At 69.7% G+C, this 23,671-nt stretch carries 27 protein-coding genes; 10 read left to right on the top strand and 17 right to left on the bottom strand.

Going from position 1 to position 23,671, the window contains the following annotated elements:
• Positions 1-18: 18 nt before the first annotated feature.
• Positions 19-582, bottom strand: a complete 564-nt coding sequence (locus tag ABEE00_RS14195; RefSeq protein WP_345745786.1) for a hypothetical protein — start codon at positions 580-582, stop codon at positions 19-21.
• A 294-nt stretch (positions 583-876) separates the two neighbouring features.
• Between ABEE00_RS14195 and ABEE00_RS14190 the strand changes: the two genes are divergently transcribed.
• Entirely contained in the window at positions 877-2,274 is a 1,398-nt protein-coding gene (locus ABEE00_RS14190) for a PP2C family protein-serine/threonine phosphatase (RefSeq protein ID WP_345745785.1), read from the top strand.
• A 187-nt stretch (positions 2,275-2,461) separates the two neighbouring features.
• Entirely contained in the window at positions 2,462-2,656 is a 195-nt protein-coding gene (locus tag ABEE00_RS14185; RefSeq protein ID WP_345745784.1) for an antitoxin, read from the top strand.
• Between the two features lie 131 nt (positions 2,657-2,787).
• Here the strand turns inward: ABEE00_RS14185 and ABEE00_RS14180 are convergent, their stop codons facing one another.
• Positions 2,788-2,991, bottom strand: a complete 204-nt coding sequence (locus ABEE00_RS14180; protein WP_345745783.1) for a DUF5133 domain-containing protein — start codon at positions 2,989-2,991, stop codon at positions 2,788-2,790.
• 379 nt (positions 2,992-3,370) lie between these two features.
• Between ABEE00_RS14180 and ABEE00_RS14175 the strand changes: the two genes are divergently transcribed.
• Both ABEE00_RS14175 and ABEE00_RS14170 read left to right on the top strand, forming a co-directional pair.
• The gene (locus ABEE00_RS14175; protein WP_345745782.1) at positions 3,371-4,264 is read left to right on the top strand and encodes a hypothetical protein; all 894 of its coding nucleotides are present in this window, start codon (positions 3,371-3,373) and stop codon (positions 4,262-4,264) included.
• Between the two features lie 217 nt (positions 4,265-4,481).
• Entirely contained in the window at positions 4,482-5,240 is a 759-nt protein-coding gene (locus tag ABEE00_RS14170) for a dienelactone hydrolase family protein (protein WP_345745781.1), read from the top strand.
• Between the two features lie 515 nt (positions 5,241-5,755).
• Here the strand turns inward: ABEE00_RS14170 and ABEE00_RS14165 are convergent.
• The 3 genes from ABEE00_RS14165 to ABEE00_RS14155 all read right to left on the bottom strand — a co-directional run bounded on the left by ABEE00_RS14165 (position 5,756) and on the right by ABEE00_RS14155 (position 7,913).
• The gene (locus ABEE00_RS14165; RefSeq protein WP_345745780.1) at positions 5,756-6,661 is read right to left on the bottom strand and encodes a hypothetical protein; all 906 of its coding nucleotides are present in this window, start codon (positions 6,659-6,661) and stop codon (positions 5,756-5,758) included.
• A gap of 266 nt (positions 6,662-6,927) precedes the next feature.
• On the bottom strand, positions 6,928-7,599 hold the full coding sequence (locus ABEE00_RS14160) for a hypothetical protein (RefSeq protein WP_345745779.1): 672 nt from the start codon (positions 7,597-7,599) through the stop codon (positions 6,928-6,930).
• On the bottom strand, positions 7,596-7,913 hold the full coding sequence (locus ABEE00_RS14155; protein WP_345745778.1) for a PadR family transcriptional regulator: 318 nt from the start codon (positions 7,911-7,913) through the stop codon (positions 7,596-7,598). The genes ABEE00_RS14160 and ABEE00_RS14155 overlap by 4 nt, the downstream gene beginning before the upstream one ends.
• A gap of 214 nt (positions 7,914-8,127) precedes the next feature.
• On the opposite strand from ABEE00_RS14155, the gene ABEE00_RS35810 reads away from it, so the two are divergent.
• The 6 genes from ABEE00_RS35810 (at position 8,128) to ABEE00_RS14130 (ending at position 13,294) form a co-directional block, all read left to right on the top strand.
• Positions 8,128-8,634, top strand: coding sequence for a Pycsar system effector family protein (locus ABEE00_RS35810; protein WP_474775250.1), 507 nt, complete (start codon positions 8,128-8,130; stop codon positions 8,632-8,634).
• A gap of 43 nt (positions 8,635-8,677) precedes the next feature.
• A complete protein-coding gene (locus ABEE00_RS14150) occupies positions 8,678-9,337 on the top strand; it encodes a Crp/Fnr family transcriptional regulator (RefSeq protein ID WP_345745777.1) in 660 nt (219 codons plus the stop codon).
• Positions 9,338-9,442: 105 nt separating this feature from the next.
• Entirely contained in the window at positions 9,443-10,252 is an 810-nt protein-coding gene (locus tag ABEE00_RS14145) for a hypothetical protein (RefSeq protein ID WP_345745776.1), read from the top strand.
• A complete protein-coding gene (locus ABEE00_RS14140) occupies positions 10,249-12,294 on the top strand; it encodes a hypothetical protein (RefSeq protein WP_345745775.1) in 2,046 nt (681 codons plus the stop codon). The genes ABEE00_RS14145 and ABEE00_RS14140 overlap by 4 nt, the downstream gene beginning before the upstream one ends.
• Positions 12,291-13,031: a hypothetical protein gene (locus ABEE00_RS14135; RefSeq protein WP_345745774.1), complete on the top strand. Its 741-nt coding sequence runs from the start codon at positions 12,291-12,293 to the stop codon at positions 13,029-13,031. Before ABEE00_RS14140 ends, ABEE00_RS14135 begins: the two co-directional genes overlap by 4 nt.
• Before the next feature lie 110 nt (positions 13,032-13,141).
• Positions 13,142-13,294 (top strand): hypothetical protein, encoded by a 153-nt coding sequence (locus ABEE00_RS14130; RefSeq protein ID WP_345745773.1) that lies wholly within the window; start codon positions 13,142-13,144, stop codon positions 13,292-13,294.
• A gap of 108 nt (positions 13,295-13,402) precedes the next feature.
• On the opposite strand, the gene ABEE00_RS14125 is transcribed toward ABEE00_RS14130, so the two are convergent.
• The 12 genes from ABEE00_RS14125 to ABEE00_RS14070 all read right to left on the bottom strand — a co-directional run bounded on the left by ABEE00_RS14125 (position 13,403) and on the right by ABEE00_RS14070 (position 23,562).
• A complete protein-coding gene (locus ABEE00_RS14125; RefSeq protein WP_345745772.1) occupies positions 13,403-14,059 on the bottom strand; it encodes a contact-dependent growth inhibition system immunity protein in 657 nt (218 codons plus the stop codon).
• Between the two features lie 16 nt (positions 14,060-14,075).
• Entirely contained in the window at positions 14,076-15,398 is a 1,323-nt protein-coding gene (locus tag ABEE00_RS14120) for an RNase A-like domain-containing protein (protein ID WP_345745771.1), read from the bottom strand.
• Positions 15,398-15,760: a WXG100 family type VII secretion target gene (locus ABEE00_RS14115; protein ID WP_345745770.1), complete on the bottom strand. Its 363-nt coding sequence runs from the start codon at positions 15,758-15,760 to the stop codon at positions 15,398-15,400. The genes ABEE00_RS14120 and ABEE00_RS14115 overlap by 1 nt, the downstream gene beginning before the upstream one ends.
• A 191-nt stretch (positions 15,761-15,951) precedes the next feature.
• Positions 15,952-16,179, bottom strand: a complete 228-nt coding sequence (locus ABEE00_RS14110) for a hypothetical protein (protein ID WP_345745769.1) — start codon at positions 16,177-16,179, stop codon at positions 15,952-15,954.
• Positions 16,180-16,293: 114 nt separating this feature from the next.
• The gene (locus tag ABEE00_RS14105) at positions 16,294-16,521 is read right to left on the bottom strand and encodes a hypothetical protein (protein WP_345745768.1); all 228 of its coding nucleotides are present in this window, start codon (positions 16,519-16,521) and stop codon (positions 16,294-16,296) included.
• A gap of 170 nt (positions 16,522-16,691) precedes the next feature.
• On the bottom strand, positions 16,692-16,952 hold the full coding sequence (locus tag ABEE00_RS14100) for a hypothetical protein (RefSeq protein WP_345745767.1): 261 nt from the start codon (positions 16,950-16,952) through the stop codon (positions 16,692-16,694).
• A gap of 657 nt (positions 16,953-17,609) precedes the next feature.
• Positions 17,610-17,813, bottom strand: a complete 204-nt coding sequence (locus ABEE00_RS14095; protein ID WP_345745766.1) for a hypothetical protein — start codon at positions 17,811-17,813, stop codon at positions 17,610-17,612.
• A 716-nt stretch (positions 17,814-18,529) separates the two neighbouring features.
• Entirely contained in the window at positions 18,530-20,014 is a 1,485-nt protein-coding gene (gene hemC / locus ABEE00_RS14090; protein WP_345745765.1) for a hydroxymethylbilane synthase, read from the bottom strand.
• Positions 20,015-20,182: 168 nt separating this feature from the next.
• A complete protein-coding gene (locus ABEE00_RS14085; RefSeq protein ID WP_345745764.1) occupies positions 20,183-20,461 on the bottom strand; it encodes an NUDIX domain-containing protein in 279 nt (92 codons plus the stop codon).
• A gap of 14 nt (positions 20,462-20,475) precedes the next feature.
• Positions 20,476-21,126, bottom strand: a complete 651-nt coding sequence (locus ABEE00_RS14080) for a hypothetical protein (protein ID WP_345745763.1) — start codon at positions 21,124-21,126, stop codon at positions 20,476-20,478.
• 18 nt (positions 21,127-21,144) lie between these two features.
• Positions 21,145-21,519 carry a hypothetical protein gene (locus tag ABEE00_RS14075; protein ID WP_345745762.1) on the bottom strand — a complete coding sequence of 125 codons (375 nt, stop codon included), beginning with the start codon at positions 21,517-21,519 and terminating at the stop codon, positions 21,145-21,147.
• A 1,002-nt stretch (positions 21,520-22,521) separates the two neighbouring features.
• Positions 22,522-23,562 carry a zinc-dependent alcohol dehydrogenase family protein gene (locus tag ABEE00_RS14070; RefSeq protein ID WP_345745761.1) on the bottom strand — a complete coding sequence of 347 codons (1,041 nt, stop codon included), beginning with the start codon at positions 23,560-23,562 and terminating at the stop codon, positions 22,522-22,524.
• Between the last annotated feature and the right edge of the window lie 109 nt (positions 23,563-23,671).

Here is a 23,671-nt window from a genome sequence, read left to right as displayed (position 1 = left end):
CGGGGCGCCTGCGTACCGTCACAGCTTCGGCAGGCCCGGGAGGTTCGCCTTGGGCAGACCGCCGCCCGCCATGACCGCGGCGTTGTAGTTGACCGTCGCGGCGAGGGTCTTCTTGACCTGGTCGGCGACCCGGGCCGCGCGCGGCGAGGCGGGCACCTTGGCGGACTTGACCGCCTTGCTCTCCTTCACCAGGCCCTTCACCGACTGGCGCAGCTTGGCGGCGGCCGTGCCCTGCACATCGGCGCGGTCCGCGGCCTTCGGCGCGGGCAGCGCGGAGTCGACGGCCTTCGCCAGCTTGTCCGCCTGCGCGGGCTTGAGCTGGCCCTTCGGCGCCTTGAGCACCGCGTCGACGAGCTTGCCGACCGGCTGGAGCACCTTGCCCGCCTGGACGACCTGCTTGCTCTGCGGCGTCAGCTTCTCGGCGCCCGGGAGCCGCTGGTCCGAGGGCTGGGCCGGGCGGTGCGCGGGACGGTGCTCGGGGCCGGGGTCGGCGCCGATCGCCGCTGCGGTGCCGACGGCGCCCAGCGCGAGCGCGGTGCCGACGGCGGTTGCGGTCAGGGTGCGGGGGGTTACGAGACGCATTGGACGTTCCCTTTCACGACTCTGTGCGACAACGGGGTGTCACCTTGCACTTACCTTGCGTAGCCCCCTCGCGCCCGGCAACTCGATCTTCCCCGCGGCCTCCCCGCACCCCCGCGCGGCCGTTCACCGACCGTGCCGCAGGGGCGCGAAGCCGCACGTGGCGGGCCCGTTACCCGTACGGAGCACAGCGCGCGGGCACGGAGCACAGCGCGCGGGACCCGGCGTACCGCGCCGCCTCCGGGCACGGGGGACCAGGCCGGGCGGCCCGCGCAGCCGTGGCCTACCGTCGAGGCCGTGAGGACGAGATGGCCGAACGGGGTGCTCGCCGGCGCGCGGACCGGTGGCGCGCTGCGCACCTTCTGGGCTCCGCTGGCGCCCTCGGCCGCCGTCCTGGTGGGCCTCACCGCCGTGGACCTGAGCACGGGCCGCAACTCCTTCGCGATCTCCGCGCTGCTGGTGCTCGTGGCGCCGCTGGCCTCGCTGCGCGGCACGCCGCTCGGGGTGGCGCTGATGGGCCTGCTCTCGATCCTCGCGCGGCTGTGGGTGGCCACCTACCAGGGCAGGGCCCTCGACGACCACGCCTTCCTCTACTCCAGCTTCACCTCCAGCTACATCGCGGTGACGCTGTTCGGCATGTACACCGCGCGGCTGCGCATGGCACGGGAGGCCGACATGCGCGCGGTCGCCTCGGTCGCGTTGACCGCTCAGCGGGCCGTGCTCCAGCCGCCGGGGCCGCGGGTGGGGGCGCTGCGGGTGGCGGTGCGGTACGCGAGCGCCGCGCGCGAGGCGCAGATCGGCGGCGACCTCTACGAGGTGCTCGACACCCCGTACGGGACCCGGGTCATCGTCGGCGACGTGCAGGGCAAGGGCCTTCCCGCGGTGCACACCACCGCCCGTGTGCTGGGCGCCTTCCGGGAGGCGGCGCAGTACGAGGACTCGCTGCGCGGCGTCGCGGCCAAGGTCGAGGCGTGCGTGCGCCGCGACGTGGAGCCGGGCGGCTTCACCACGGCCGTCTTCGCCGAGTTCCCCGCGGACGCCGGCACGGCCACGCTGCTGATGTGCGGGCACGAACCGCCGCTGGCCGCCGCGGCCGACGGCACCGTGCGCACCCTGGAGGCCCCCGACACCGGCGCTCCGCTGGGCCTCGCCGACCTGGCGGGCGGCATCCCCGGACCGTGGACCGAGACCTTCGCCGAGGGCGACCTGATGGTCCTGTGCACCGACGGCGTCACCGAGGCGCGGGCGTCCCGCGGCCGCGCCTTCTATCCGCTGGCCGAGCGGGTGCGGGAACTGGTGGACGGGGGCGGTCACTTCGGGGGCTGGGGCGGCTCCGGCGGCTCCGGCGGCTCGGGCAGCTCTGGCAGCTCTGGCAGCTCGAGCGGCTCGGGCAGCTCTGGCCGTCCCGGCGGTCGTGGCGGCCCTGGCCGTCCCGGCGGCCCTGGCCGTCCCGGCGGCCCTGGCGGCTCAGACGGTCCTGGCGGCTCAGACGGTCCTGGCGGTCCTGGCGGCTTCGACGGTGATCTGGAGGGGTTCGCCGAGCGGCTGTACGCGGATCTCCAGCGGTACGTGGGCGGGGCGCTCCAGGACGACGCGGTGCTGCTGCTCCTCGCGAGGGCGACGGCGCCGGTACCCGATGACTCGGAGACGCCGGGCACGGGGGCCACGCGGCAGGCCGCCGAACCTGGGGCGTAGAGCTGTCGAGCTAGGGGCGTGGGGCCGTCGCGCCTGGGGCGCAGGACTGTCGAGCCTGGAGCGCGGGGGCGCCGAGCTGGGGCGCAGGCCCCTGGGCATGGAGCCGCCGCGGCCCGCCTCACCGGCACGGATGCGTACCCGGCCGGTAGCGGTGACGCTGGAAGGGGGCGCGAAAGGAGACCAGCCCATGTCAGTGATGGACAAGCTCAAGAACATGCTCAAGGGCCACGAGGACCAGGCAAGCAAGGGCGTCGACAAGGCCGGGGACATGGTCGACGACAAGACCTCGGGCAAGTACAGCGACAAGATCGACAAGGCCCAGGACAAGATGAAGGGCCAGATGGGCGGCGACCGCGGTCAGGACGGCGGCGGCCAGGGCTGACCCCTCCCGCGTACGGCGCCCCGCACCCGAAGGTGGTGTGCGGGGCGCCGTGGCGGTCGTGTGGGGCGGTCATGCGTGCCTGTGGGACGGTCATGCGTGAGGCCGGCGCCGCGTACGGGCCGGTCCCGCGCTCAGACCCCCGCGGCGGCGAGCTGTTCGCGGGCCACCGCGAGTGCCGAACGCACCTCGCGCGTACCGGTGGAGACGCACAGCGTGTACGCGGCGTCCTCCAGCCTCCGGTGCGCGTGCGAACCGCCCTCCGCTTCGTGCAGCGCCCTCAACTCCTCGTACCGGTCGACGAGTTCGCGCAGGACCTCGGGACGGGCCTTGAGCATCGGGCGTCTCCTTCCACGGCCCCCATGTGCATGTGGTCTACACCTGCCATGCCTGGAGTACCCGGCCTGCCACCTGATCACTCCGTACGACGCGTCACGCGGGGCCGCGCAGGGGCTCCGCGGGGGTCGGTTCACGGCCTGGTTCACGGCTCCCTGGCGGGCCGGTTCAGGACTCCGTCGCAGGTCAACGGAGAGTGTCAGACCCTCGACCTACAGTGAGAAAAGTGGAGCCGGAGGGGCTCCGTCACGGGGACGCACCAGGAGTGCGCGAGGGATATCGGGGGGAAGCGGCATGGCACAACAACGAAGCGGGCGGAGTCGGCAGGATCGGCGTAGTCGGCAGGATCGACAGGCCCAACGGAGCTTCAGCGCACGGCAGTTGGCCACCTGGCTCGGGCTCGCTCCGCGACACGTGCGGCGCGCGGAGACGCGGGGACTGATCCCGCCACCGGACGTGGACGACGAGCGCTGGTCGGAGGCGGCAGCCAGGGAGCTGCCCGACCGCGTGCCGGAGATCCGCGCGGCGGTGTCCGACGCGGCGTACGAGGCGGCGTACGAGGCCGAGCACGGGGCGGCGCGGCAGCGGGACGCACGCGCTTCGGCGGGCGGTGACGATGCGCCGGGCGGCGGAGACGGGGCGGACGGCGAGCACGGACCGGACAGCGACGGCGATCCCACGAGCGTCCGTGCGCGGCGCGCGGCGAAGAAGCAGAGCTTCGGCCCCCATCAGCTCGCGCGCGAGCTGGGGTTGAAGACGTGGCAGGTGCGCAGGGCGGTGCTGCGCGGGCTCCTGCCACCGCCCGACACCGACACGGGCCGCTGGTCGCACGAGCGGGCAGAGGCCCTGCGCGCCGAGGCGGACGGGGTGCGCGAAGTGCTCGGCGACCACCCGGGGTTCGGTGCGGTGCGGGCCGCCGAGGCGCTCGCGCGGAGCACCGGTCTCGCGGTGGAGCGCGCCGACGTGGGCGCGCTGGTGGACGGCGGCCTGCTGGAGCCCGCCGACACGTACCGGGGCCATCCCCTCTATTCCGTGGACGCCCTGGAGGGAGTGCCCCGCGAGCGGATCGCCGAGGTCGTGGGCGAGCGGGAGCGCTGGTTCGCCGGGAGCGTCACGGCGAAGGAGGGCGCCGCGCTGCTGGGCTGGTCGCAGGGCAGTTTCGAAGTGACCGCCGAGCGGCGGGGCCTGGCCCCGGACCACCACGGCCGCTACGCCCGCGAGGCCGTCGCCGCGCTCGCGGAAGGGGGTACGGGGGTGCCGACGGAGGCTTCCTGAGCGCGGGGCCCGTTCGCGGAGAGAGGTGCAGGGGGCGACGGCGGTGGCTTCCTGAGCGCGGGGCCGCCAGGCCCACCACAGGGGTCGTGCGGGGCGGCGCGGGGATGGTCCCGCGCGGCCCGGGGCTGGTCCCGGGCGCCGGCGCTCCAGACAGCGGTGATAGGACGGGCTGACGGCATCCATTCGCCGGAGCTGTTACGAGGAAGGACCACCGCGCATGCCCTCAACCCACCTGGACATCCCCACACCCGACGGCACGGCCGACGCGTTCGCCGCGTGGCCCGAGGGCGGGGGCAGCCACCCGGGGGTGCTGTTCTACATGGACGTCATCGGCCTCCGCCCGGTGCTCCACGAGATGGTCACCACCCTCGCCTCGCACGGCTACTACGTCCTCGCGCCCAACGTCTTCTACCGCGAGGGCCGCGCACCCATCGTCGAGGTACCCGACATGAGCAGCGCCGAGGCCCGCGAGGCGTTCATGGGCCAGGTGCTGCCCATGCTCGGCCGCCACACGGTGGAGCACGTGGAGCGCGACGCGGGCGCCTACCTCGACTTCCTCACCGCCCAGCCCCAAGTCGCCCCCGGCCCCGTCGGCCTGACCGGCTACTGCATGGGCGGCGTCCTCGCCCTGCGCGCCGCCGCCCTGCGCCCCGAACAGGTCGCCGCGGCCGCCAGCTTCCACGCGGGCCGGGTGGTCACCGACGCGGCCGACAGCCCCCACCTGCTCGCCGACACAATCCGCGCCGAGCTCCACTTCGGCCACGCCGAACACGACGACTCCATGACACCCCAGGACGTGAAGACCCTGGAACAGACCCTCGACGCCGCGGGCGTGCCCTACACCAGCGAGGTCTACCCCGACACCATCCACGGCTTCACCATGGCCGACACCGCCGCCTACAACCCCGCGGCCCTGGACCGCCACTGGGACCGCCTGCTGTCTCTGTACGGCCGAACCCTCGGCGACAAGAGCTGACGCACGCACCGGCCGCACGGCCTGAGCCCGCACGCCGGTAAGGCTCCGGACGGGAGGGGGTGGGTTACATGAGACGCATATCCGCCCCCTTCCTCTGCGCAGGAACGCGCAGGCAGGAGCGGTGCCGCGCAGCAACCTTCCGAGATCATCTCCCAGTTGTCTCCCACTTGATCTTGACAGAGGGGACGTGAACGCCCCCTGGCACACGATCTTCTCCGCCCATGCGGGCACGGGATGAGCGAGCCGTTGGGGGTGAATCATGCCGGACGAGTTAAGGGAGATCACTCAGCCGCTGCTGCCGCCGCGCTTCCGTCCACAGGCGGCAGAACGGCGAACATCGACGATGAGGCGGGTTCGCCGCGGTCGCCTGGGTACTGATGTCGAACATGCACACCCCGGCTGGTCGCCGGCCCGACGCCCGCCGACATCTCGTCGGCTGTCGACGAGGTCGTCCAGGCCCGCGCGCGGGCAGACCGAAGCCGCATCGAGACCGCCCCGCCGAGCCGAGGGGCCCCTCACGTGGCCCTACTGTTCCCATCGCCGTTGTTCTGGCTGTTGTCCGTGACCATTGCCTCGACCACTACGGTCAGCACTTCGGCGCGACGCTCCTCGCTCAGGCCAGCGTCGGAGATCAGCCGTTCGGCCGCCAGGTACCGGGAGAGTTCCACCGGCTGTTCGAAGTAGGACTGCAGGTGTCCGGAGGTCACCTCGTGGGAGCGCACGAAGGTGCGGCTGATGAAGGCGGCCATCGCCGCGCCAACCGCTCCCAGGCCTCCGGCGACCACGCTCCCGGCCGTCGTGCTGGCCTGCAACGCAATAACCACGAAGGCGAGGAGGAAAACGAACCCCACGCCCATGGCGATCTGCGCATTGCGGAAGGCACGGGTGGCCTGACCCGTGGCGATGTCGTGGTAGTAGTCCAGCTTCCGGTGCGTCACGTTCCACAGTTCGGGGAACGTGGGCGGCGAAGCACCGTCAGGAACGCAGACACCTGTTGTGGTTCCGGCTTCACCGTCTCGCTGAACTGCATCCTCCGGCGGCGGCAGGGCGCCTATGTGGAGGTCACCGGACACGTGGTAGACGACGTCTCCGCGATGCTCGCGCAACGCACGTTCGTACTCTTGCTCCGCTTCGCGGGCGCGCTCCCGGCTCTCGTCAATCCGGCGTGCGTCATTGCGTGCGTTTCCCGCAAGCAGCAGCGCAGAGATCATGCACGCAACGGCAGCGGTGATCGATACCGGGATGGCAACGGCATAGGAGATATTCCCGTCCCGCGCCGCAACGAAAAGATTGACCGCGACGACGCTAGCTAGTCCGATGCCCAGCACAACGTCCCTGTGCTTCTTCAAAGAGAAGCGACTCATAGACCCGGGGTTGTGACTGGATGAGGCGCGCTCACCACGGTGCGGGGTATCGTCCATGACCGATGATCATGCCGAGCGGCGAGCGCCCCGTCCACCGGAACTTTCAACTCCCCTGCTTGGGCAGCCACGGGTCCAGCCTCGCCGCAGCGCGCCGCACGGAGATCAGATCGAAGAGCTGCACCCGCATCGCCCACCGGAGATCTTGCCTCCGATTTCCGAACTGCGCCTCGCGCCTGCGCCAAGAGGCCGTGCGCGAGCGACACCGCCCGACACGACGGGGCCCCCACCGCGTAAGGTGCGATGGCGGCCCCGGGTGCACGCGGCTACTCCTCGCCTGACGAGCGGGCAGCCGCCGCGAGCTCGATCCCGCGCACCCGGCGCAGCCACCTCGTCAGCACGAATAGCCCGCCACCGACGATCGCGCACGGCTCCGTACCGTCCGCCAACACACCGTGGAAGCCGCCATCCCGCGCGAAATAGATCACCAGGCCGCCCACCACGAATGTGATCAGCGTGTTCGTACGGGTCGTCGACGCCAACAGCCAATCCACCGGACGCCACAACGGCGCAGCAAGGTCACTTGCTCGCATCCTGAGCGCCGCGCACAGGAACCCCAGCACCAGCCGGAACCTTCGCAAGCGGGGGAGCCCCCGTCCGTCAGCGCCCGCGAGCAGCGACAACCACTCACGTTGCAGGTGCGGCCGACGTTGCCCTGCCAGACGTGCCAGCAGTACGGTGCTGCGTCTCCACCAGGGCAGATGACGAACCAGCATTTCGCACAGCTCATCTTGAGCCGGTATTGAGGTGCCGCGCCACACTTCCTCACCCTCGAGATTCAGGACGCAGCCTTCCTCCAAGGAAATGTTGATGCTGCATGCGGCTCCGTAGACTTCCTCAAGCTCTCTAAGCCTTTGTGACAGCGGAATAAGGCGAGTAGCGACACTTTGAACCGCATTAATGATCTCGTCTCCAGCAGGGGAGTCGGTCCGACTCACGCCGCACCCCCCGCAAAACCGAAGCGCCGCGCCCGCCTTGCCTGACGGATCTCGATGGTGGCCTTCGCGTCGGCGCGACCGGCGCCAGTCAACTCGTAGTAGCGGCGGGCGGGACGCCCGGGATGAGGCCCGACCTCGTCCCGGGCGGTGATCCAGCCGTGCTCCGTCAGCCGGTCCAGGATCGGGTACACGGTGCCGGAGCCGAGATCCGCGTCCTCGCAGATCTTCAACCCCCAGGCAGGGTCATCCTCGGTCGACGCCAACAGCACCTTGAGGACCTCAAGGGTGGGGCGTGTGAGGCGAATTGATGCCATGTCATGAGTGTGCACGACACCGACGCGTATGTCGAGAACGAGCATCGGTGGGCATGGCGAGGCCTCGTCGACTCCGGGTGGCGAGGCTCGGCCCCGAGCTGCTTCACGGTGAGATACACCGCCCGGTATGCGCCAGGTAGTTGGCAGTCAGCGTCGAGAGAACGCGGCACCGTGACTTCTGGCGCACGAACTCAGACCACCTTGGAGGCGCCTTATGGACGACCAGTCGAGTGCTGTCGCCGATGCACAGCAGTGGCTCAGTCAGCGGGCCGGGGACGCGTTCACTGAGGTACAGAGGGCCGACACGAAAGCGGCAGCGCTGTGTGGCGTCACCGGGGGACTGCTGGCGTTGGCGGTGACGGTGTTGGGGCACGCCAACGAGCGCGAGCGCCCTCTGGCGTTGGGGTTGGGGGTGGCGTGCACGCTGCTGATAGGCGCTGTGATTACCGCTTTAGGTGCGCTTCGTCCAGTGCTGCCACGCGCCGGTCTGCCAGCAGTGTTGGCCGCAGAAGCAGAGGGTGGGTCGCCTGAGCCGCGAGGCGCTCAGGCGTCATCGGTCGGCCTTCCGCCTGCCGGAGGTACCGCCCAGGCGCGGCGTTTGGAGGTGCTGGCCGCACTGGCAGCCCGGAAACTTCGGGCGGTGCGTCTCGCCGTGGACTTGATCCGTATTGCGCTAGTGGTGGCTGGATTCGCCTTGTTGAGCGTCTACCTGGGTCTTTAGGACCGTTTCCGAAGACATCCGTGCCACGTTGCCGGGAGGGGTCGTGTATCAGCCGCATGTGCAGGTGCTGGGCGACAGGCTGTGGTCACGCTTGAAGGAGCTGGCACCGTTACGGATTCGACCGGCGCGGAGCATGTTGTTGCGCGAGGGCGATCCAGGCACGCACGTCTTGCTGCTCGCTCAAGGCTCTGCCGTGGTCACGCTGACCTCAGGTGAAGGTGAGCGAATGCTGTTGGCCGTGCGCGGGGCGGGAGAGCTGCTGGGTGAGTTGGCAGTGCTGGATGCCAAGCCGCGTACTGCATCGGTCTTCGCCGCCGAGAGCTGTGGTCTCCATATCATTCCCGCTGCGGACTTCCTGGACTTCGTGGAGCAACACCAGTTGCTGGCACCGCTTTTGCGGCATGCGATCGCCCGTGTGCGGGAGGCGGACGCGGTCCGCCTGGAGCTGGCCACGGCTCCGGTGCCGGTCCGCTTGGCGTCGGCCCTCAGCCGCCTGTGTGCGGCCACCGCGCCCCCCTCCCGCACGGTGACGGTGCGTCTGACACAGGCAGAGCTGTCTCAGTTGATCGGCGCGTCCCGCAATGCGGTCGGATCCGCCCTCAAACCGTGGCGGGAGCGCGGCTGGCTGGAGACCACATCGGGCGGCGGACTGCGCATCCGCAACATCAGCGCCATCCAGTCACACGCCAGCAGCGCAGGGTGATGCAGGGCACGCCGCCGGTGCCCAGTACTGGGCACCGGCGGCGGCGAGATCCGCCCAGCATGGTGCACCTTCCTGACCCCATGCCGTTTGAGAGGCCGGTAGCCCATGGTGCTGGACGATTCTCCCCGCGGTTTCGATGTGCCGCCGGAGCAGGCTCTGTTGGTCCTCGACATGCAGGACTACAGCAAGATTCCCGAAGCGAAGATGGCGCCCGCACGTTCGGATGTGGACGACATCCTGGAGTGTGTGCTCTCCCATGCCGGGCTGGGGCTTCCGGAGGAGAGCGAGGGCGCCTACAAGGACACCGGAGACGGGGCGATCCTCGTGTTCGCGCCGCACGTTCTGCCCCGGCTGGTGGATCCGGTCCTGGCCGAGCTGAATGCGGCGCTGCGACGGTACGAGCGCCAGCGTCTGGTGGGCGCGCCGACGATCCGATTGCGGGCGAGCGTGCACGTGGGGCCGTTGACGCTGCCAGATCGGCGGGGCGATGCCATCAACGACGCCTGCAGGCTGATCAGCAGTCGGACCGTTTACCAAGGGCTGTGGGCAGCCGGTGTCAACGGCGCGTTCCTGGCGGCCGTGCTCTCAGAAACCGCCTATCGCCGCACCGTGGCCGCCGGACGCACACCGGAACTCGGCACCCACCATTTCCTGGCCACGCGCGCCCGCGTGGAGGGCAAACCGGACTTCGCCGAGCCGTGCTGGCTCCATGTGCCCGGCCTGCTGGCAGCAGGGCTGCGCTCCTTCCTGCCCGAAGAGAGCGAGGCGGATGAGCCGTCGCCCGCGCAGAAGGAGCCGCCGGGCGCGGGCGGTGGTGGGTCAGGCGGCGGTGTGCAGCAGAAGGCCAAGGCCAGCGGCAAAGGTCAGGTCTTGCAGGTCGGCGGCAACTACACCACCGGGGAGGGGAAGCGATGACGGACATACTCAACCCAGCGGCTGTGACGGGGCAGAAGGCCAGTGCCTCGGGGAACGCCAGCATCACGCAGGTGAGTGGCGACTATGAGAGGCACGAACACCGGTACGTGCGCGGCTGGGAGTACCTAGGCGGGGTCGGCGTCGACGAGCGCGAATGGGACTTGGCGGCCCACGCGTTCGTAGACGTCACCGATAGCTCGGGAAGCAGGGTGGTGGAGCGTGCCGTACGGCAGATGAGGGCACGGCCCGGCCACGGCGGCGTTTTGGTTCTGATCGGCGAGGCAAGCACGGGCCGCCGGGCCGCCGCTCTGCGCCTCCTGCACGAACTGGACGTCCCTCGGGAACGGGTTCGCTGGCTGGTGCCGGACTGGGAGCAGCCGCTGACCGAACGAGTGCCCCACACCGACGGGCACGGCTTCATTCTGGACCTCAACGACAGCACCACACTGCCCGAGACCTTCTACACGGGACTGTCCGACTACCGGCGGGTGGCCGAGTCCAGTGGTACCTACCTGGTCATGCTGGTCTCCCCCGGCAGGTGGAAGCCCGAAGGGCTGGTCACCGTCCCCGAAGTGACCCTGCGTCGCCCCCAAGCGCCGGAGATCGCCACCACCCACCTCCGGCACCTGGCACCCGCCCGGGAGGAATGGCTCACACAGCCCCCTCTCAATGGCCTGCTCCAGCCCACATCTCCACCTGCGGATGCCGCCAGACTGGCCCGGCTGGTCATCCGGGCCGGAGAGACAGACGACCGAGAAAAGATCAAGGCAGAGTTCACCGGCTGGCACGACTACCTGCAGGGCTGGTTCGAAAAGCATGCAGAAACAGCAGATCTACGCGAGCGCGCGCTGCTGATCGCCGCCGCCTTGCTGGAAGGAGTACCGGTCCACACCGTGCTGGAGGCCGCAGACAAGCTCTTCCAGCAAGTCGGCGGCAGCCTGCCGGTCGGCGGGCCACTCGCCGGCCGCGACCTGACCAAACGGCTGGAGGCCATTAAAGCCTCCTCAGCCGCGGCCGAAGCCATCTCCCTGGACAAGGACCGGCATGGCCTGTCCGAGGCAACCTTGAAGTATGTGTGGCTGCAACGGCCACAGTTGCGCAAAACGCTCTTGCAATGGGCCTCCGATCTCAGTGGCCCCGGCGGGATCGCGGTGAAACACCTGCACAGGATCGCCGCTTCGTTGGTACAGCTCTCCCTGCTGCCCGGGGGAAACATGGTGCAGACGGTCGCCATCGACTGGATCGGCACCGGTCGCACGACCCACCGGGACCTGGCGGTAGAGGTCCTTGAGGCCATGGCACTCCATCCGGTAACGGGCCCCGGCCTGCGCAAGAACCTGTATGACTGGGCGCATCAAAGCGGCACCAGCGAACAACTGGCCGCTGCCATCGCGCAGATCTCCGCCGGCCACCTGGGGCAGAAATTCCCGCGCATCGCTCTGACCCGGCTGCGGCTGCTGGCCTCCCGCCCGGACGGGCTGGCCCGAGACGCCATCGCGGAGGCGGTACGCGACCTGGCCGCCAACCATCTCGTGCGTCCCCTGGTGTTGGCGGAAGTCACGCAGTGGCTGGGTGCGAAGGAGGAGAGCACACGCCGGGCCGGAGCAGAAGCCTTCCTCGCCCTGACTGATCTCACCATGGGACCGCCGCCGCTCCTGACCGCGGCGCAAGACGCTGAGGACGAGGAGGCTGCGGAGGAGATTTGGCAGATGCTCGTACGCGGCTGGCGGGCGGCCCTGGCACAGCCGGATACCTGCAAAGCCGCCTGCGACCGGCTGGCTGCCTGGCTGGATTCCGCCGAACTACCCGACCAGCACGTCCTGCGCGTGGCCACTGAAGTACTACACCAGCGGCTCGCCGCATCGGGCCCCGCGGCAGTCCTGGTAGGCCACGACGTCGACAGTGAACTGGGGCGCACCCGGCGCGCGGAACTGGTCAGGCAACTCTTCACCCCCCACTCCTCCACTCCCGCAACGCCCCCGGACCCCTCTCCCGGACCGGCATCACAGCCCGCCCACGAGGAGGGGCCCACGCCGCAGTGAAGAAGCTGCGCCGACGCCGCACGGCACCCGGCTCGATGGATGCTGCTGCTCATCCGCTCACCCTTGAGGGTGAGCGGATGAGCAGCAGCCTGGGCAGCGCCTGCTTCGTGGTGTCCATCAGCGGCCAGTGGCGCTCCGTGGCCGAAGCGGCGTCCAGCCCTCCCGACCCCGCGGCCGTGGCGCGCGCCGACCTGCGCAGCCGCGCCGCTGCCCTCCTCAACCGCCATACCGTGCTGCGCCGTGCTGCTGCCCAAGACGCGCTCAACGCTGACCTGGGGCAATGGCTGCGTCCCGCCCCGGGCGTGGAGGCTGCCGGCCGTGCCACGCTCACCGTTTCGCGCCGCGACCGCCGCCTGGCGGAAGAACACGCGCGGCGGCTCCGCCAGCTCGACCTGGACCACGCGGCACAGCTGCACGAACTGCGACACCTGCAGCACATCCTCGCCGACGCAGACCTGCGTCAGGTGTGGTGGCTGTCTCAATTCCCCCACAGCCACGGCGAGCTGCAAGCCCTCACCAACGCCCTGAGCCACCTAGCCCGGCCAGGACAGGAGGGCGAAGACCACGTGGCCCTGCGGCAGTTCGCCGACCGACTCATCAGCGTCCTCGACGCCCCGGAACAACGCCAGCTCTTTCTCCGGGCCATCACCCAAACCTTCCAGGCCCTGGGCCACACCGAGCTCGCGCAGGCCACGTCCGACTGGCAAGAACGCCCCGAACGCGAGGACGCTCCATGAACCTCATCCCTGCCCATTTACGACGGCCGCGTGGCCGACGGCTCCTCTCTGGAGCCGTACAACTCGCCCTGTGGAGAGCGTTGCTTGCCCCGTTCACCAGCCTGCGGGCCGTGACCCTGCTGCTGCGCAACCGCCACGCCATGTCCTACGACACCGCCTGGCGCCAGACGCGGATGCTCATGCGGCCGGACGAGCTGGTCTACCGCCTGCACGGACACCGCCCTACCCGCGGCACGGCGCAACACGACGACGGTCCCAGCTAGAACAGGGGCTGAGCTGGCCATTGGCACGTCTCCGACGGTCGGGGTCTCTTCCTAAAATGGGCTCGTGCCCCCGGAGCGGTCCAGGAGCACGTTGAAGGTCAATTTCTGTCACTGCTGCTGTTTATGCGAGACGATCTGCGCCATATCGATAAACCACTGCCGCATGGAAACCCCCTTGGGGGGATACACTCCGAGTCCGAGCGAGAACGCCGCCGCCTCAAGCTCCTGTTCCGTACCGACGAGTTCCATGAGTTCGTGCACCTCATGCACGAACTCATGCCGAACCTGCGCCGACACTCCCGAGATGTAGTCATCCAGCGCCTCGCGACGGGACGAGTACTCGACGCTGAAGTCCTGGTGGAAATAGGCGGAAAGAAGGTGACTCAGCTCCGGGAATCGCCGACGCCACTCCCACACCGTCTCCGGGGGCGTTTCATCAGGGGCGCCACCAGATTCGGCGAAGTTCTCCAGGTGCGTCCGCACAAGCCCCAGGCATGCTTCTACGCTGACGCCTTCCGGCGGGTTGATGTGCGGCAGCGTGGCCACGTCGTCAGCGATCGACTCATCGAAGAGTCCGGCGCTGAGAAGGTCATCGATCTGGTTGATCGCCTCCTGTGCCCTGCTGGGCTCGTGCGCCACCTGGCGCATATACGCACGCAGTCCGAGCCCGGGAATGTCTCGGGTGTCATCGAACGCGTAGCCGGCGGATGCGTAGGACCGCAGGATGTCGCGGAGTTCGCTGAAGCGGTCGTTCACGGATTCCATGGGACCTTCTGGTGTTTCAGGGTGTCGGGTAGGAGGTGAGGATGCGGTAGCCCGCGTCGGCAGTTGGGTCTCGCTTAAGAATAACGAGACTGCTTTTCACCCACTCCGGCGGGTGTCCTCGCATGTACGCTTCGCGCGAGATGCTCAATCCGGTGTGTTCGTCGAAAGTCTTGTAGAGTTCAAGCTTAGACTTGCTCCCCTTCAACCATTGCGTAATTTCCTGGTTGTTTTCCGCCATGGTTTCGCTGATGTAGCGGTTGGCTGACGCTTCATCAAGGTAACGGGAGGACGAAGGGATGTCTGAATCGGCTCGCAGTCGATCCCGCAGTTCCCTGGAGGTCACCTCAACATGCTTTTCAAGGGTGTGGCCCGCGCTCTTGGGGTTTCCGTTGATCGGCTTGCCCTCATCACCACGCAGATCCGGACGGTGCTGTGGCAGAGGCCCCCTGCGCTTGTCCTTCGGCCAGGCCCGTGGCGAGTGCTTGAGTGGGTGGTCACTGTTGGCCTTGTTGACCTTCAGCAGCCAGCCGGGAGGCTCACCGCCGGGCGTGGCCAACCGCGGTCCCCCGGGCAGAGCCAGGCGGGGCCCGGTGAACTGGGGCATGCGCACGTCGTTGAGGACCGTGCGGATGCCACCGGCATCCTTGACGCTCTTATAGGCGCCGCCCCCGGCCCCGAAGACACCGCCGGTGATCGCCCCGTATTTCCCGGCTTCCTGGGCGTGGGCGAGGCTGAGGCCGTCCTGCTTGCCCGCGGCGATCTGCAGAGGCTGGGCGACGGCGAGGTCGACGGTGACGGATTCGATGCCGCCGAAGGCGATGCCGGTCAGGGTGGTGGCGGCGATGCGGGCCACGGTGGTGGAGACGGAGACGCCCAGGCTGCTGGCCATCTCGACCATGGCGGTGGTGGCGGACGCGGAGGCCGCGGCGCCGGCGCCGAAGGTGACGACGCTCAGCCCGATTCCGGCGGCGATGACCGCCGCGTCGATCGCCAGCTGGGTGTCGATGTCGTCCTTGACTTCTTCGATCTTGTTCGCGAACTCATCGAGCCCGTGGGCCATGTCGCGCGCGGCCTTCTCCAGGTCGTGCAGCCAGCCCTTGCCGCCGCCCTCGCCGTAGTAGCGGTTCCAGAAGATCTCGAAGGCGTCGATGGCCTGCCCGGTGTTGTGGTGGATGACCTCCCTCGCCTTGGGGTTGGCCGCCTGGGTGACGTCCCCGACCGCGTCGGCGAAGGTGCGCCAGGCGGTGGCGGCCTCGCGCAGCTTGTCCTCGTCGGCGTCGGGCCACCACATGCCCATCGTCTCGACGAGCCACTCCTTGGCCTCCTCGAAGGCCCCCATCAGCTCTTGCCCTGCCCCGGGTGGGAGCCCTTGCCCTCCACTCCCTGGCGGGTGAAGAGGGACTTGACGGCTTCGTCGTTGTCGATGTGCCCGTCGGCCATGTCCTTCATCGCCTCGTGCACGCTGGCCAGGCCCTCGACCAGGATTCCGGCGGCCTTCTCGATCTGCTGCTTGTGCGGGTTGTACTGGTGGGCGAACTTCTGTCCCTGCTCATCCCCGCCCCAGGGTGAGCCCAGCTCCGCCAGCTTCGTCTGCAGTTGGTGCAGCGCGGTCTGCAGGTGCTCCGACTGCTTGTGGAAGGTGGGCGCCGCCGCCTTCAGGTCCTCGGTCTTGATATCCAGTACTTCTTTGGGATTTCCCACCGTTCTCTCCCCCCTCGTACACATAGCTGCTGAGCACGCGCACGATACCCGGGGGACCACACCTCCATACCGTCGGCTCAGGCCGGGCAGAGGCTTTGAGCGTGGGAGGGGCTTTCATAAAGAGACGCACGCTTCGTCTGAACTGTGGGCGGCTGTTCTTGGGGTGGGCGAGGAGCTGTGTCCAGTCCCCTTCAGGGAGGGACGTCGCCTCGTCGAATACAGGCCGTGGCCTGCCTGGCCGACCGGAGTTGCTTGGCTGAGAGGGGCAGGGCGTCGAGGTCGAGCATCGGCTCACCCCGTCGTCCTGGTCGTCGTCGGCAGCGCGGGGGCAGTGCCTCGCCGAGCGCACCGAGCATCGACCGCACCTGCTCGGCACCCTCGCCGCCCTCGATGGGGGCGAGGCGTAGGGACTGCTGCACGGCGGTGCCGGTGGCGGCGATGATCTGCCGTTGATCGGTGAAGCGGGGGCGGGCGAGGTGGGTCTCGTGCCATTCGCCGTCGTGTTCAGCGAACTCGCCGTACGTGCACGCCTCTCAGAGCTGCACGCGCAGGCGCTCGGCGTCTTCGTGCAGGGTCTCGGCGAACTGGGCGCGGCGGGCGGCGAGGTCGATACGGCGCGTCTCGGTGGCAGCCACAACCTCGGGCCCGCGGTCGAACGTGAGCCCCTGCTCGGTAGCGAGATTGGAAAGGGGTGAGGGTGAGCGATTGATCTCGCGAGCGATCTCGTTACGGGCCTTGCCCTGCGCGTGCAGGCGGCGCACCGCGGCGCGGTCTTTGTCAGCGATGGGGCGCGCAATGGGGTGCCACCTCCTGCACGCGGGCATGCGAAACGCCCCGCCGCTCAGGGGTGGGCGACGGGGCGTTCAGTGACTGTTTCCGGGCACGCCGGAGGCGCGGGCGGATTAGATCACGAAACGATAACGGTGCGCAATCAGTAGCGCGGTGCGCCCGGCGGCGGGCCCTGCTGCACCCCGTAGGGGCCGCGCTGCTGCGGCAGGGTGTACGTGGGCGCGCCCTGCTCGGCCGGGACGGGCCCGGCGTAGCCGTCGTCGGGTACGCGGGTGATTGTGACGCGGCGGCGGCGCGCAGCGAGGTAGACCGGCGTCCACAGACCCACGGTGCAGATGATTAGCGTCCAGTGGAAGCCGATCAGCAACCACCCCATTTTGCGACGGGTCTTGATCTTGGGCATCGCCCAACTCCAGCGTTCATACGGGCATATGTCGCTTAGACTGTGGATCATGGCGCAGGGTTGTACGGGCTCTACGGAAGGGAGCAGGCGCCCTTCCGCGGCTGCACGACCCTCGTACAGCCGCGGTCGAGCTGGTACGCGTTCACCGGCCGGTAAGCAGGGGATGGCCAGGGGCGTTATGGTTGTGCGCAGTTCTTGGTGTATGAATCCCATACGCCGCTGTGCACGAGCCTCGTGCACAGCAAAGGGGCCGCAGCGCTGGAACGCTGCGACCCCTGTAAGTGCGTCAGCCAGGACGCGCAGGCCGCCTAGGCGGTCACTATGTGACGGAACTGGGCTCGGTTGGCGGCCTTCACAAGTGCCTCCACACGTCGAGCGCGAGACGCGCGACGGTGGCGACGAACGTGACGAACCCCCATGCCGGGCCCTTTTCCTTGCGATGCTTCCCGTGCTTGCCGCTCATGGGCGCCTCCGACTGCGATCGGTAACAGGTCGTCAAACGGCGGAGGTCACACACAACGTGACGCACGGCCACATCTGGAGCTGAGCTTACGGCGCGCTGTAGGGTCCGGCCCAATCGGACCGAACGTCCTGTGGGTAACTCTCTCTGTCACTCGCGTTCGCCTGCGCGGAAGGCCGGCGTCCGGTCGGCGGCGACTACATCCATACGTCGCGTCCGCCGCAGCGCCACTCGATCACATCGCCGTCGTCGAGGCGCATGTCGTCCTCGTCGAGTCCGGCCCGGCGCAGGAACTCGATCACGTCGCGCTCGCTGTGGGCGAGGCCAAGTATCTGGTCGTCGACGGTCACCCGCCGTCCGCCGGTCGAGCTCGGCAGGTGCACGATCACCCGTGGCGTCATGCCTCCACCGTGGGGCGAGGGCGCCGGAGTCGCATGCCGGGCACGGATGATGGAGGGGGTCCGTGGTTAACCACCTACTCATACGAGTAGGTACCGGGGAGGCACCTACGAAAGTTCGTAGGTGCCTCCCACCTGCTCGGATCGCATGCGGGGCTAATGGGGTACTCCACTAGCCCCGCTCCTGCGGGGATGGTCCGCTAACCTCGTGTCACGGAGCGGTGGGCTGCGCTGCGCTGATACTTGACAGTCGCGCCCGCGGTTCCGGTATCGCAAGAGGAAAGGGAGGGGCCGCAGTGCGGCAACACTGCGACCCCAGTCGTCCGCTTACGCGGTTGACATTCTCGGGGGGTCCTTAATGCTTGGGAAAGAAGATGTCGTGCAAAAATCGCGCGACAGCGACCAAGAACGTTAAGGGCCCCCACGGATTCGAACTCGAATGTTTGCTCGATGACATGTACTCACCTCCCCTCTGCTTGCAGAGGGTTGCGAATGTGGCTGGCTGCCACATTCAGGCGAGACGATACGAGCCTGTACTGATCGTCGTTATGGCCTTCTCGAAACCGCAGACAACTCCCCTGGGTGGCCGCGTGGGGTGTCCGCTTCGTAGCCCGGGGTGCAGTGGCGTCATACGACCTGGTCGGCCTGTCGGGCAGGCCGGTTCGGTGCGAGCGTCGCGGCCGTGATCTCGGGTGCGACGCCGGGCGGGTAGGCGCCGCTCAACCAGGCCGTGTCATACACGTTGCCGAGGAGGAGCAGCGCGTGCCGGATGACGGCAGAGGCATCGCTCCGGTGCGCATGATGAGGTCGGGGTCGTCGTGCACGCGCACGGATTCCGTCTTGCCGACGGTGGGCAGCGTTTCGAAGTGCTGGTCGGTAGCCTCGCGGTGCTCCTCGGGCACGTGGGCGAGGGCTGCAGCAGAGAAGGATGCATCCGAAAAGCACCATCTCCAGCACGCGTCGGAGACCCACCGCACCGTCCGTCGTCCCTGACTCTCGAGGTCCTTACCAACCGACTCCACGAGTGCTGGCCCCTGGCGCGGATTCCGCAGTCGCACGTTGGGTGAACCACTGCGCCGTGTCGTTGGCGCCCGACGGTCAACGCCTTTCGTCCGCCTACGGGCCCGGTTGCTGCTGAAGCTGACAGTCCACCCGTCGTTCAGCGACGAGCGGACTGGCCGCTGCCGGCGGATGGGAACAGGGACAGGCACTCGCGCCTGCCGGTAATCGCGATCAGTGGGGGATGCCTTCGCATGATGTCGCGGGCTCCCTGGCGCAGGAGTTCGGCGCACACGCGCGAGCCGAGGGTGCCGGGGGTCGTTATCGGCCTCGCCCCAGATGTGGGCGTGGGCGAACTTGGAGCCGTCGCGGGAGAAGACCATGCCGCGCAGGGAGAGTTGCCCGTCAGGTTCGGTGGTGCAGTAGCCAGCGATGGGGCTGTTGCAGTGGCCGCGCAGCCCGTGCAGCATCACCCGCTCGGCGGTCGCCTCGGTCTGGGTGCGCTCGTGGTTGAGCTGTTCCAGCAGACCCGCGAGCGCCGGGTCGTCGCGGCGGCATTCGAGGGCGAGGACGCCCGAGCCGACGGCGGGCAGGATCTCCTGCACGGTGAATTGGTGGACGATGCGCCCGGCCAGGCCCAGGCGCTCGAGCCCGGCACGGGCCACGATCATCGCGTCGGCCTGGAGGTCGCCCTTGCTGCCGTCCAGCTTCTCGATGCGGGAGCCGATGGCGCCGCGCACCCGGATGACATTCAGGTCCGGGCGCACCGCGAGCACTTGGGCCTTACGGCGCACCGAGGTGGTGGCCACCGCGGCGCCCGCTGCCAGATCGTCGAGCTTTGTGACCGGGGAGTCGGCGGGGACGAGGAGGACGTCGCGGACGTCGTCGCGGGGCAGCATCGCGGCGAAGACGAGTCCTTCGGGCATGGGCTGGTCGCCGGGTACGTCCTTGAGGCAGTGGATGGCCATGTCCACCTCGCCGCGCTGGAGTTGCTGGTCGATGGCCTTCACGAACAGGCCCTTGCCGCCGAGCTGCGCGAGGTCGCCCTGCCACTTGTCAGCTTCTGTGGTGATGGGCACGGCCTCGATGTGCAGCTCGGGTGCAAGCTTGAGCAGCAGGGTGGTGACGTACTCGGTCTGGGCGAGGGCCATTGGGGAGCTGCGGGTGCCGATGCGCAGGGTGCGGTCGGCGGGAAAGTCAGTCATCGCTGTGGAGCCTTTCGGTTTCCGAGTAGTGGGGCGGTCGGGGTCGGTGAGGGCGGGGGGCGAGGCGGGCGGCGATGCGGTGGTGCAGCAGGACCAGGGCGCGGCCTGGTGTCTCCCAGCGCCAGGCTTCCAGTTCCTCTTCCTGCAGCCGGATGCGGGTGTGGGGGCTCAGCACGGGCCCGGCGAAGACGAAGGCGAGCCGGGCGCGGCGGGCAGCCGTACGTGGGGCGATCCACTCCACCGCCAACAGCCGCCCCGCACACACTGGAGGCCCAGCTCCTCGCGCGCTTCGCGGCGCGCGGCCCGGCGCGGAGACTCGCCTTCTTCAACGAGCCCGCCGGGCAGATGCCACGACCGCAGTCGGTGCCGGGAGCGCACCAGCAGCAGCCGCCCGCCCGGGTCGGTGAGCAGCACCGAGGCGGTGGCAGGAATCCCCGCAGCAGACATACGGATGTCCTGCATCAGGGCGTGACGTGCGGGGAACCCCGGCGAGTGGCGGCGAGTTCGGTGTCGAGGTCGATGCGGGTGCAGTCGTGCAGGGCGCGCACGGCCTGGGCGGCACGCATCCAGGCGATGCCGGCCTCGCCGTAGGCGAGGGTCGCGGCATGGTCCGGGGTGGCAGTGTGGCCGGTGCGGCGGTAGACGAGTCCGTGCACCCCGTAAGGCTGCGGGTCACGCGCCCGCAGCGCGACGTATCCGGCGGCCAGGTGCGGGCACAGGCGGCGCGCGAGGTCGGCGCAGGGCAGGCACACCGGCGGGTGGGTGGCGGCAGTCTTCTCCGGCCAGCCGGGCCAGGGATGCGGGTCCCGGCCGAGCAGCCACAGCCAGCCGGCCTCGGTGCGGCTGGCGGGCTCGCCGCACACCTGGCACAGCAGCCTGTGCATGGCCCGGCGCTGCCGCAGCGGGTGCAGGCGGGCGAACTCGGGTCTTCCGGCGCGGTTGAGACCGCTGCGCTCCCACAGCACGCCGTGCTCGTCCCGGTCGTAGACGTCTTCGAGCAGGTAGGCGATGCCCAGCCCGCCGGGGGCCAAGACGACCTTGCCGAGGGGCTGTTCGGTGCGGTGCGCGGTGACGTAGGGCACGACGGTGGGGCGGGGCAGGGGATGAGACATGGTGGGCTCCGGGCAGGGTCAGCAGAAGGCGTCGGCGGGCAGGTGGCCGACGCGGGAGAGTACGGCGCCGAGCGCTGCGGGGTCGGTGAGCGTGCCGACACCGTCGGGCTTCTCCAGCCAGCCGCGGCCGTGCGCATAGTGGTCCGGGGAGGGGCAGACCAGCGGCCAGCCGACGGGGTGCACGATGATCCGCGCGGTGATGTCGGCGACGTGTTCCTCGGCGTCCAACGGCAGCAGCCACCAGGCGCGATCGGCCTCGGCATAGCCGAGCACCGGGCCCAGCTTCCCCGCCGGGGACAACCGCCCCATGGCCTGGATGCTGCGCAGCAGCGGCGCCTCGGCCACCAGCCAGTCGCTACCGGAGTAGATGCGGGCGAGCTCCCTCGTCGCCACCGCATCAGGGCGGCGCGAGGGTTGTCGGCGCAGGAAGCGAGCCACACGGTCCGTGCGGAGGACTCGCCGTTCACGAGACACCGCGTACGGGACGAGCCGCGTTCAGGGCGTTACGCAGCGCCTCCGCCTCCACCAGAGGCGGCCGGCCACACAGGCGAGGTCGGATGAGCCAGCGCACCGGCCACATGGCGCTCTCCAAGCTGCCGGGCAGGCCGAAGTAGCTGCCTGCGCCCAGAGGCTGGCTGTCGGGCTCCCGCCAGCGCCGGGCGGTTCCAAGGGGGTGAGGAAGTAGAAGCGGCGCGAGTACCGGGTCATCGCGATCGGCCCACACGAGCCGCCCGTGGCCTTCTGAAGGAGGGTGGCGACCTGCTCGCCGAGGTCGCCGTCGATGGCGACGGCGTCCCACCACTTCCCGGCCTCGACAGCCGCGTACTAACCTTCCGGGGGCAGCCACTCGGGCCGAACCCGCCCCGCGGTCCGGGGTGTTCGAGCGTCCATAAGCGGAACGTAGGTCGCGGTGTTTCTCGCGTCGCAGCGTGTTTCTCAGTGTTTCTCACCCGGCGAGTGCGGTTTCGCGATGTTGCTCATGCCAGGTCGAGCGAGGAGCGTGCCCGCACGATCAGGCGGTGCGCGTGGCGCCCGTAGACGGCCGAGGCGTTCAACGCGTCCCACACCTTGCGGTACAGGGCCACATCCTCAGGGGACTGACTCCGTACGGCCGCACCCTCGGCACCAAGAGCTGACACACGGGCGGACGCCACACGGACCGGGCGCCACGGACAAGCCCACACGGACGGGCCCTCGCGCCCGCTGCGAGGGCCCCGTGACCGCTCGTGCATCACACCCATGTGCCCCGTGGGCGGAAAGCCCATGTGCCGTCCAGGCATCACGCCCAACTGTGCCCGGGCACCACGCCCGGGCACCACGCCCGGGCACCACGGCCTAGGCACCGCGCAGGCCTCACGCCCACGCGCCGCACAGGCGCACCCCCTCCCCCAGCCCTCACCCCCAAGGCTCCACCACCGTGACACCCCCACGGCCCCCCGCCCCCGCCTCGCCCATCGCGGCGAGCGCCTCCGGGGTCTCGTCGAGCGTGATCGCGCCGGAGAGGAGGAGGTCGGGGCGGAGGACTCCGGAGCGGACGAGTTCGAGCATGCGGGGGTAGGCGTGGGCCGCCATGCCGTGGCTGCCGAGGAGCTCCAGTTCCAGTGCGACCGCCCGGTCCATGGGTACGGGCACGGGCCCCGTAAGGAGCCCCACCTGCACATGGCGCCCGCGCGGCCGCAGCCCCGCGACCGAGGCGGCGCAGGTGACGGGCGAGCCCAGTGCGTCGAGGGACAGGTGCGCCCCTCCCCCACTGGCCTCCCGTACGGCGGTGGCGGCGTCGGTGTCGGCGGCGTTCACGCAGACCGCGGCGCCCAGTTCGCGAGCGCGCTCCAGGGCCTGGGGCGACACGTCGACGGCGATCACCCGCGCACCGGCGGCCGCGGCGATCATGACGGCGGACAGCCCGACGCCGCCGCAGCCGTGCACGGCGACCCACTCGCCCGCCGCGACGCGCCCCTGGTCGGCGACCGCGCGGAAGGCGGTCGCGAAGCGGCAGCCGAGCGAGGCCGCGGTGGCGTAGTCCATGTCGTCGGGCAGCGCGACGAGGTTGACGTCCGCGTGCCGCAGCGCCACGTACTGCGCGAAAGAGCCCCAGTGCGTGAAGCCTGGCTGCTCCTGGCGCTCGCACACCTGCTGGTCGCCCGCCGTGCACGCCCGGCACCGGCCGCAGGCGCACACGAAGGGCACCGTCACGCGGTCCCCCGCCCGCCAGCCGGTCACCGCGGGGCCCACGGCCTCGATGCGGCCGGCCAGTTCATGGCCGGGTACGAGGGGCAGCTCCACCCCGTCGTCGTGCCCCTGCCAGGCGTGCCAGTCGCTGCGGCACAGCCCGGTGGCCTCGACCCGCACGAGCACGCCGTCCCGCGGCGGTTCCGGCTCGGGCACCTCCCGTACCTCCGGCACCCGGCCGAACTCCTCCACCACCACGGCACGCACCCGCGACCACTTCCTCACCTGCGGTTTTCCGGTTCTCCCGCGCGGGCGTACGTTTCCGGCCGCGGCACATGACGCACCGCGCACAGGCGCACCCGCACCCCCGCAGGCC

Source organism: Streptomyces odontomachicola (assembly GCF_039605595.1).
Taxonomy (GTDB): domain Bacteria; phylum Actinomycetota; class Actinomycetes; order Streptomycetales; family Streptomycetaceae; genus Streptomyces.
The sequence above is the reverse complement of the archived record's forward strand: the minus strand, read 5'-3'. Positions and strand labels throughout refer to the sequence as shown.

Coding starts and splice junctions, on each gene's coding strand:
- ABEE00_RS14100 (WP_345745767.1), bottom strand. CDS start 16,952: ATGCCCAAGATCAAGACCCGTCGCAAAATGGGGTGGTTGCTGATCGGC.
- ABEE00_RS14170 (WP_345745781.1), top strand. CDS start 4,482: ATGCCCTCAACCCACCTGGACATCCCCACACCCGACGGCACGGCCGAC.
- ABEE00_RS14080 (WP_345745763.1), bottom strand. CDS start 21,126: ATGTCTCATCCCCTGCCCCGCCCCACCGTCGTGCCCTACGTCACCGCG.
- ABEE00_RS14140 (WP_345745775.1), top strand. CDS start 10,249: ATGACGGACATACTCAACCCAGCGGCTGTGACGGGGCAGAAGGCCAGT.
- ABEE00_RS14095 (WP_345745766.1), bottom strand. CDS start 17,813: ATGACGCCACGGGTGATCGTGCACCTGCCGAGCTCGACCGGCGGACGG.
- ABEE00_RS14145 (WP_345745776.1), top strand. CDS start 9,443: ATGGTGCTGGACGATTCTCCCCGCGGTTTCGATGTGCCGCCGGAGCAG.
- hemC (WP_345745765.1), bottom strand. CDS start 20,014: ATGACTGACTTTCCCGCCGACCGCACCCTGCGCATCGGCACCCGCAGC.
- ABEE00_RS14120 (WP_345745771.1), bottom strand. CDS start 15,398: ATGGGGGCCTTCGAGGAGGCCAAGGAGTGGCTCGTCGAGACGATGGGC.
- ABEE00_RS14085 (WP_345745764.1), bottom strand. CDS start 20,461: ATGTCTGCTGCGGGGATTCCTGCCACCGCCTCGGTGCTGCTCACCGAC.
- ABEE00_RS14185 (WP_345745784.1), top strand. CDS start 2,462: ATGTCAGTGATGGACAAGCTCAAGAACATGCTCAAGGGCCACGAGGAC.
- ABEE00_RS14155 (WP_345745778.1), bottom strand. CDS start 7,913: ATGGCATCAATTCGCCTCACACGCCCCACCCTTGAGGTCCTCAAGGTG.
- ABEE00_RS14180 (WP_345745783.1), bottom strand. CDS start 2,991: ATGCTCAAGGCCCGTCCCGAGGTCCTGCGCGAACTCGTCGACCGGTAC.
- ABEE00_RS14165 (WP_345745780.1), bottom strand. CDS start 6,661: ATGGACGATACCCCGCACCGTGGTGAGCGCGCCTCATCCAGTCACAAC.
- ABEE00_RS14195 (WP_345745786.1), bottom strand. CDS start 582: ATGCGTCTCGTAACCCCCCGCACCCTGACCGCAACCGCCGTCGGCACC.
- ABEE00_RS14125 (WP_345745772.1), bottom strand. CDS start 14,059: ATGGAATCCGTGAACGACCGCTTCAGCGAACTCCGCGACATCCTGCGG.
- ABEE00_RS35810 (WP_474775250.1), top strand. CDS start 8,128: ATGGACGACCAGTCGAGTGCTGTCGCCGATGCACAGCAGTGGCTCAGT.